General features: G+C 64.2%; 9 protein-coding genes and 2 pseudogenes. 2 read left to right on the forward strand and 9 right to left on the reverse strand.

Annotated features, from left to right (window positions below; genetic code table 11):
• Window positions 1-147: 147 nt before the first annotated feature.
• Entirely contained in the window at window positions 148-624 is a 477-nt protein-coding gene (locus Q427_RS20370) for an NfeD family protein (protein ID WP_043516938.1), read from the reverse strand.
• Window positions 625-731: 107 nt separating this feature from the next.
• On the opposite strand from Q427_RS20370, the gene copM reads away from it, so the two are divergent.
• Window positions 732-1,280 (forward strand): CopM family metallochaperone, encoded by a 549-nt coding sequence (gene copM / locus Q427_RS20375; protein ID WP_043516939.1) that lies wholly within the window; start codon window positions 732-734, stop codon window positions 1,278-1,280.
• Window positions 1,281-1,304: 24 nt separating this feature from the next.
• Complete coding sequence (locus Q427_RS20380) at window positions 1,305-2,321, forward strand: CNNM domain-containing protein (RefSeq protein ID WP_043516940.1); 1,017 nt, start codon at window positions 1,305-1,307, stop codon at window positions 2,319-2,321.
• Here the strand turns inward: Q427_RS20380 and proX are convergent.
• From proX to Q427_RS20410, 8 genes and pseudogenes are all read right to left on the reverse strand, one after another.
• Window positions 2,318-3,355 carry a glycine betaine/L-proline ABC transporter substrate-binding protein ProX gene (gene proX / locus Q427_RS20385; protein ID WP_051496559.1) on the reverse strand — a complete coding sequence of 346 codons (1,038 nt, stop codon included), beginning with the start codon at window positions 3,353-3,355 and terminating at the stop codon, window positions 2,318-2,320. The genes Q427_RS20380 and proX overlap by 4 nt on opposite strands.
• A 33-nt stretch (window positions 3,356-3,388) precedes the next feature.
• Entirely contained in the window at window positions 3,389-3,745 is a 357-nt protein-coding gene (locus tag Q427_RS32650; protein WP_197030761.1) for an ABC transporter permease, read from the reverse strand.
• A gap of 20 nt (window positions 3,746-3,765) precedes the next feature.
• Window positions 3,766-3,963 carry a hypothetical protein gene (locus Q427_RS32655; RefSeq protein ID WP_197030480.1) on the reverse strand — a complete coding sequence of 66 codons (198 nt, stop codon included), beginning with the start codon at window positions 3,961-3,963 and terminating at the stop codon, window positions 3,766-3,768.
• Window positions 3,957-4,211 (reverse strand): hypothetical protein, encoded by a 255-nt coding sequence (locus tag Q427_RS32660; protein WP_197030762.1) that lies wholly within the window; start codon window positions 4,209-4,211, stop codon window positions 3,957-3,959. Before Q427_RS32660 ends, Q427_RS32655 begins: the two co-directional genes overlap by 7 nt.
• Before the next feature lie 64 nt (window positions 4,212-4,275).
• Window positions 4,276-4,710 (reverse strand): hypothetical protein, encoded by a 435-nt coding sequence (locus Q427_RS20395; RefSeq protein WP_043516941.1) that lies wholly within the window; start codon window positions 4,708-4,710, stop codon window positions 4,276-4,278.
• Window positions 4,707-5,531 (reverse strand): quaternary amine ABC transporter ATP-binding protein, encoded by an 825-nt coding sequence (locus Q427_RS20400; protein WP_051496560.1) that lies wholly within the window; start codon window positions 5,529-5,531, stop codon window positions 4,707-4,709. Before Q427_RS20400 ends, Q427_RS20395 begins: the two co-directional genes overlap by 4 nt.
• Before the next feature lie 141 nt (window positions 5,532-5,672).
• Window positions 5,673-6,862: pseudogene (gene kbl / locus Q427_RS20405) on the reverse strand (glycine C-acetyltransferase).
• Between the two features lies 1 nt (window position 6,863).
• Window positions 6,864-7,373 (reverse strand): annotated as a pseudogene (locus tag Q427_RS20410) (zinc-binding dehydrogenase); the annotation flags it as partial.

The following is a 7,373-nucleotide window of genomic DNA, read 5'->3' on the forward strand; positions in this document are numbered from 1 at the left end:
GTGAGTAACAGCCCTGGGCTGATAGGAAGATCCATATTCACGATTTACTGCTCCTTGTGTTGACGAGTTCGTCTTGATGAGGACGTATTGATAGGTCTTTGAGGGGATTGGATATTGGTGAACGTGGCGTGAATGAAGCGTTGCCTCCTACTCCTTCTGGTGTTTCTGGTTCCGGTCTTCCTGGCAATGGCTGACGATGGCCGTGGTGCCATCGAACCGCTTGAAGACGACCCGTGTTTCCTCAGGCAAATTGGTCTCGCCGGTTTCCTCGACGCGCAGACGGTAGAAATCGCCGTTTATCTTGACCCCGCTGGCGCCATCGAAATCACGTTTCAGCGTCGTGTAGGTATGCCCCTTTTCCACGCCGGTGCCAGTTGTGCCGTAGGCGACGCCGCGAGGCGAGAACCAGGGGCGAATGACCATGATAGCCAGGGGCACGAGCAGCCCCGAGAAGATGCCCATTCCCAGCAGTTGCCAGGGCAGCGACAGTCCCATGGCGGCCAGCGCCGAGGTCAACAGGGCAGCCACGGCCAGCGCCAACAGCACTAGGCCGCCGGAGGAGAGCTCCGCCAGGCCCAGCAGCAAGGCAATGGCAATCCAGATCAGGGCAGGATTCCAGTCCATGATAGTCTCTGTGTCGAGGTTGAACGGCCAAGGGTCGATAGGGATTTGACTGCGTTGCACCCCAAGGCCTTACGATATCTGCGTTGACCATGTTATAGGAGAGCGCCATGACACACATCCCGGCAGTAAGAACGCATAGCTCTGTCGTCATCACCCTGACCGGCGCGGCCCTCGTCGCCGCCCTGCTGGCGAGTCCCCTGGTGATGGCCGAAAGCCCGCAAGAGGATCACCATGACGAGGCGCATCATGGCGTGGATGGCGGCCCGAGCCACAACCATGATCACGAGGGTAGCGAGGAAGGTGCTGAGAATGACGAGCCGGCGCCCGCGGATGACCACCATGGCGAGCATGGTGCCCATGGCGTAGACGATGAGGACGACGAACACGCGGAAAACCCCGCAGTGCAGGCCTACCGCGAGGTCAACGATCGCATGCATCAGGACATGATGATCGAGTTCACGGGCGATGCCGATGCCGACTTCGCCCGTGGCATGATTCCCCACCATCAGGGTGCCATCGATATGGCCAACGTGGTGTTGGTGCATGGCGAGGACGAAGCGATCCGCGACCTGGCCCGCGAGATCATCGAGGCCCAGGAGGAGGAAATCGCCTTCCTGCGCGACTGGCTCGTGCAGCACGGCTACGAGACCAACTGACATTCGACACGAGAGACCGCCCCGATGACCCTGCTGACCTGGATCGGGATTACCCTCTGCCTGGCTCAGTCGGCGATGTTCTCGGGGCTCAACCTGGCCTTCTTCTCGATCAACAAGCTGGAACTCGAGATCGAGGCCCGCAAGGGCAGTCGACCGGCCCGCCGGGTACATCGCCTGCGCCAGGATGCCAACTTCCTGCTGGTCACCATCCTCTGGGGCAACGTCGCCGTCAATGTGCTGCTGGCGTTGCTCTCTGGTTCGGTGATGGGCGCCGCGGTGGCATTCGTGTTCTCCACGGTGGTGATTACCCTCTGCGCGGAGATCCTGCCCCAGGCGTTCTTTTCCCGGCATGCGTTGCGCATGGCTTCACTGCTGGCGCCCATGGTGCGCTTCTACCAGCTTCTGCTTTGGCCGGTGGCGCGTCCTACCGCCTGGGTGCTGGACCGCTGGCTGGGGCCGGAAGCGATTCCCTTTTTCCGAGAGCGAGACCTGCACCAGCTGATCCGGCTGCACATGGAGTCCACCGAAACCGAGATCGACCGGGTCGAGGGGCGCGGTGCCATGAATTTCCTCATGCTCGACGATGTGCCCCTGGGGCGGGAGGGGGAAGTGCTGGACCCCGACAGCATCGTCGTCCTGCCCTTCCATGGCGACATACCGATCTTTCCCGAGATCCAGCGTACCCGCCATGACGCATTTCTGCGGTCGCTGCAGGTCAGTGGCAAGAGCCGGGCGGTGGTGGTGGACGATGCCGGCGAGCCGCGGCTCGTGATCGATACCGATGCATTCCTCCGCGCGGCCCTGTTCGATCCCGATCTCTTCACGCCACTGGCCCACTGTCACCGGCCGATCCTGGTGGACGATCCAGCCACTCCACTGGGCGAAGTGCTGCACCGCTTCAAGGTGTGGCCCGCCCATCGTCAGGATGACGTCCTCGACGAGGACGTCATCCTGCTCTGGGCCGATGAGAAGCGCATCCTCACCGGCTCCGACGTGCTGGGACGGTTACTGCGCGGTATCGTGCGCAGCGAGCCCCGCTAGTCTGCGGCGGCGCGAGCGGCTGCCAGCCACTCGTCGACGGTATCGCGGTTCTCGGCGATCCATTCTGCGACCAGCGGGCGGACCTGATCGTCGGTGAGGTCCTGCTCGTCCATGGCACCGTCCACCTCGCTGATCCACTCCAGCGGCAGGCGTACCTGGCGGAACAGCTCGGCCGCGGCCGGGTTGGCTTCGAGGAAGTCGTTGTTGGCCGCCACCTGGATATCGGCGGCAACGAAGCCCATCTCGATGGGATCGCTGACCGCGCCGTCAACGCCCTCGGCGCGCTCGGCCTCATCCTCGACGATGCCCGGTGCGTTGATCCACATCACATCCTCGCCGGGCACCAGCGACAGCAGCCAGGCGCTGGGCCCCCAGGTGTAGTAGAGCGCCGGCTCACCGGCCTGGATGCGCGACAGCGCCTCGGCGAAGTTGGCGGCGTAGCCGGCGTCCACGTGGTTGATGTGATCGCGCAGCTCGAACTTGTCGAGCATGGCGTTGATGCCCTCGTGGCAGCCCCAGCCCGGCGGGCAGCCGAACAGATCGGCCTTGCCGTCGCCGGTGGCATCGAAGGCGGCCTTCACCTCGTCGCGGGTGAAGTCGTTGATGCCGGTGATGTCGTACTCCTCGATGGACGGAACATCGGCCAGGTAGCCCTGGATGCCGCAGGCGGTGCAGTGTGGGTCGAAGAGGGTGGCAACCTCGTCGAAGTTATCCGGCAGTTGGGGGGAGTGCAGCGGGAACCAGCCGTTGGGCCAGTAGTCGGCGTCACCCTCCGAGATCGCCAGGTAGGCCACCGGGTTGGAGAGCGAGATGGGTGTCTGGACCTCATAGCCGAGTTCCTCGAGCAGTTCGACGAAGGCCCAGCTCACCGGCACCGCCGAGGTCCAGCTGGCCACGGCAGGTTGCACCGTGACGCCCTCGCCGGGTCGCTGGACGTCTGCCGCCGCCTGGCTGCCCAGGCCCACCAGGCAGGCCGCCGACAGTGCCAGGGCGGTGTGCTTCAGCGTGTATCGAGGTGTTGTTGTGGTGTGCATGACATGCCTCCTTTTCACATTGTCCAATCGGGACTACTTGCCTTTGCCGGGAGCTTTCTCGCCCAGTCCCTGGGTGATTCGGTCCAGCACCATGGCCAGCAGCACGATGCCGATGCCGCCGACGAAGGCCTGGCCGATGTTGAGTCGCTCGAGCCCGGCGTAGACCTCCAGGCCGAGTCCGCCGGCGCCGATGATGGCGGCGATCACCACCATCGAGAGTGCCAGCATGATGGTCTGGTTGAGTCCCGCCATCACGGTCGGCAGGGCCAGGGGGATCTGCACCTTCCAGAGGATCTGGCGTGGCGTGGAGCCGAAGGCCTCGGCCGCTTCGATGTATTCCGTCGACACCTGGCGGATGCCCAGGTTGGTCAGGCGGATCATCGGCGGCATGGCGAAGATGATGGTGGCGATCAGCCCGGCACGTTACCGATGCCGAACAGCATCACGGCGGGGACCAGATAGACGAAGGGCGGGGTGGTCTGCATGATGTCGAGAATCGGCCGCATGCCCTTGGCGAAGCGATCGCTGCGTGAACAGAGAATGCCCAGCGGCAGGCCGATCAGCATGCAGAACAGCACCGCGGTGATCACCAGCGAGAGGGTCACCACCAGGCGTTCCAGACGCCCATGAAGCCCGCCAGGGCGAGGGCGATGAAGCTGAACAGCCCGACCCGCCAGGAAGCCGCTCGCCAGCCGATCAGGAAAATGCCGACCAGGAACAGCCCCGGCGGGATGGCTTCCAGCGTTGTCTGGATCAGCTCCATTGCGCCGCGCACCGGTGGACTGAGATAGCTACGGAAGAAGCCGCGGAAGTTGCTGACCACCCAGTTGACCGCATCGGTGATCCACTGGCGCACCGGCAGGGCCTCGAGCAGCCCGAAGGGTCGGTGATCAATTGGCGCAGCAGCTCGAGGATCTCGCTCATGATGACGCCTCCTCTGCGGCCGGCTGCGTCTCACTGTCGGTGCTCACCCCGCGCTTTTCGAGGATGCCTCGGATCAATTGGAGCTCGTCGATCAGGCCCGTGACGCAGTCCTCGGCATCTGTCACCAGTGTCGGCAGTGCAGTGCGGGTGCGACCGCGCAGCACCTGACGCAGCACCGTCTCCCGCGGACAGTACATCAGCAGATCCTCGCGACGTGCCCCGCGCTCCTCACTTTCGAGCGCCTCGTCGAGCGAGCGGATCTCGAGGCGTTGCTCGTTCAGCCGTGCCTCACGCAGCCGGCCCTGGTCGTCCAGGCCATAGTGCAGTGCCGGCAGGTCGTCCGCGGCGACGAACCGCAGGCCGTCGGCCTCACTCACCGTGGTGAAGGCCTGGCTGTCGAATGGCAGGGCGATGGTGCCGGCGGTGATCACCCGGTGGGGTCAGCATGCTCGACGAAGCGGGCCACGTACTCGGTGCGCGGGTTGACCAGGATCTCCTCGGGGGTGCCGAGCTGAATGATTTTCCCCTCCTCCATGATGGCGATGTGATCGCCAATGCGCATGGCCTCGTCCAGGTCGTGGGTGATGAAGAGGATGGTGCGGCCGAGCTGCTGCTGGATCTTCTTCAGCTCCTGCTGCATGTTGACCTTGATCAGCGGGTCCAGAGCCGAGAAGGGCTCGTCCATCAGCAGCACGCTGGCGTCGGTGGCCAGTCCCCGGGCCAGCCCGACCCGCTGCTGCATGCCACCGGAGAGCTCGGATGGGTAGGCCTTGCCCCAGTCGCCAAGCCCGACCATCTCCAGCATCTCCTGGGCGTGGCGATGGCGTTCGTCGCGGGCCTTGCCCTGAACCTCCAGGCCGTAGGCCACATTGTCGAGCACGCTGCGGTGGGGGAAGAGCGCGAAATTCTGGAAGACCATGCTCATATGGTGTTTGCGCAGCATGCGCAGACGCTCGTCCGAGAGCCCGGTAATATCGATCTCACCCTCGTCGGGATGCTGGAAGAAGATGTGGCCTGCAGTAGGTTCGAAGAGCCGGTTGATGCAGCGAATCAGGGTCGACTTGCCGCTGCCCGAGAGGCCCATGATGACGAATACCTCGCCGGGCTCGACGGAAAAACTGACATCGTGGACCCCCACCACCTGACCTGTCTCGGCCTGAATCTCGCTCTTGCCCTTGCCGGCCTCCAGAAGCGGCAGCGCCGTTTCCGGGGCCGAACCGAAGATCTTGGTGACGCCTTCTGCTCGTATCAAATCCGTTGACTCCTGCTCCTTCGGCACTGCCTTGCGAGTGCTACCGTGGGTAGTGCCGTGGGGTTCAAGGGGGCAGCGGTATTTTCCAAGCCCCTGTTACTGGAGGGTAGCGGAAAATATTTTATCTGCATGGATCTTGACTTAAAGTCCCAGCCGCTCCTTGACCCGCTCGAAGGCGGCCAGGGCGAACTCCAGATCCTCGCGGGTCAGCGCCGCCGACATCTGGGTGCGGATGCGTGCACGACCCTTGGGCACCACGGGGAAGGAGAAGGCAATCACGTAGACGCCCTCCTTGAGCATCTCCTCGGCGAAGCGGGCGGCGACCGTGGCGTCGTGAAGCATCACCGGCACGATGGGGTGCTCTCCGGGCAGCAGTTCGAAGCCCAGCGATTCCAGGCCGGAGCGGAAGAGTGCGGTGTTCTCCCTGAGCCGTTCGCGTAGCTCGCCGGATTCACCGGCCAGCTGCAGCGCCTTCAGGCGCCTGCCACCACCGGCGGGGCCACCGTGTTGGAGAACAGGTAGGGACGCGAGCGCTGGCGCAGTAGCTCGACGATTTCGCGCTTGCCGCTGGTATAGCCGCCGCTGGCGCCACCCAGAGCCTTGCCCAGGGTGCCGGTGGTGATATCCACGCGGTCCATGCAGCCACGAAACTCGTGGGTGCCGCGGCCGCAGTCCCCGACGAACCCGGTGGCATGGCAGTCGTCGAAATGCACCAGGGCGCCGTAGCGTTCGGCCAGGTCGCAGATCTCGTCGAGGGGGGCGATATAGCCATCCATCGAGAAGACCCCGTCGCTGGTAATCAGCTTGAAACGCGCACCGTCGCGGTCGGCGGCCTTGAGCTGCTCCTCCAGGTCAGCCATGTCGCGGTTGCGGTAGCGATAGCGCTTGGCCTTGCTTAGCCGCACCCCGTCGATGATGCTGGCATGGTTGAGCTCGTCGGAGATCACGGCGTCTTCGGCGCCGAGCAGGGTCTCGAACAGGCCGCCGTTGGCATCGAAGCAGGAGGGGTAAAGGATCGTATCCTCGGTGCCCAGAAACTCGGTGAGGCGCTTCTCCAGCTGCTTGTGCAGGCTCTGGGTGCCGCAGATGAAGCGCACCGAGGCCAGGCCGTAGCCCCACTTGTCGAGGCCAGCCCTGGCGGCGGCATTGACCTCCGGGTGCTGGGCCAGGCCCAGGTAGTTGTTGGCACAGAGGTTGAGCACTTCGCGGCCATGGTTGATGCCGACATGGGCTCCCTGGGGGGTGGTCAGTTGCCGCTCGTGCTTGTAGAGGCCCGCCTCCTGGATGGCGTCGAGCTCTTGTTGCAGGTGCTGTTGAAAGGCTCCGTACATGTCATGACTCCCAGTTGAGAACGACCTTGCTGGCTTCGCCGGACAGCATGGCATCAAAGCCCTGCTGGAACTCGGTGTAGGGCAGCCGGTGGGTGATCACCGGGGATATATCGAGGCCGGACTCGATCATGACCGACATCTTGTACCAGGTCTCGTACATCTCACGGCCATAGATGCCCTTCAGCGTCAGCATGTTGAAGATCACCGTGTTCCAGTCAATGGCGATATCCTCGGTGGGGATGCCGAGCATCGCCACCTTGCCGCCGTGGCACATGTTGGCGAGCATGTCGCGAAAAGCGGCTGGGCTGCCGGACATCTCCAGGCCGACGTCGAAGCTTCGCTGAGGCCCAGGTCACGCTGAACCTCGGCGAGGCTCTCGTGGCGGACGTCCACCGTGCGGGTGGCGCCCAGGCGAGCGGCCAGGGCCAGGCGTTCGGGGTTGAGGTCGGTGATCACCACATGGCGCGCGCCGGCATGGCGGCACACTGCCGCCGCCATGGCGCCGATGGGG

The sequence above is a fragment of the Halomonas sp. BC04 genome (assembly GCF_000568385.1).

Excerpts from the sequence above, each read along its gene's own strand:
- proX (WP_051496559.1), bottom strand. The coding sequence starts at position 3,355 with ATGCACACCACAACAACACCTCGATACACGCTGAAGCACACCGCCCTG.
- copM (WP_043516939.1), top strand. The coding sequence starts at position 732 with ATGACACACATCCCGGCAGTAAGAACGCATAGCTCTGTCGTCATCACC.
- Q427_RS20380 (WP_043516940.1), top strand. The coding sequence starts at position 1,305 with ATGACCCTGCTGACCTGGATCGGGATTACCCTCTGCCTGGCTCAGTCG.
- Q427_RS32650 (WP_197030761.1), bottom strand. The coding sequence starts at position 3,745 with ATGCCGCCGATGATCCGCCTGACCAACCTGGGCATCCGCCAGGTGTCG.
- Q427_RS20370 (WP_043516938.1), bottom strand. The coding sequence starts at position 624 with ATGGACTGGAATCCTGCCCTGATCTGGATTGCCATTGCCTTGCTGCTG.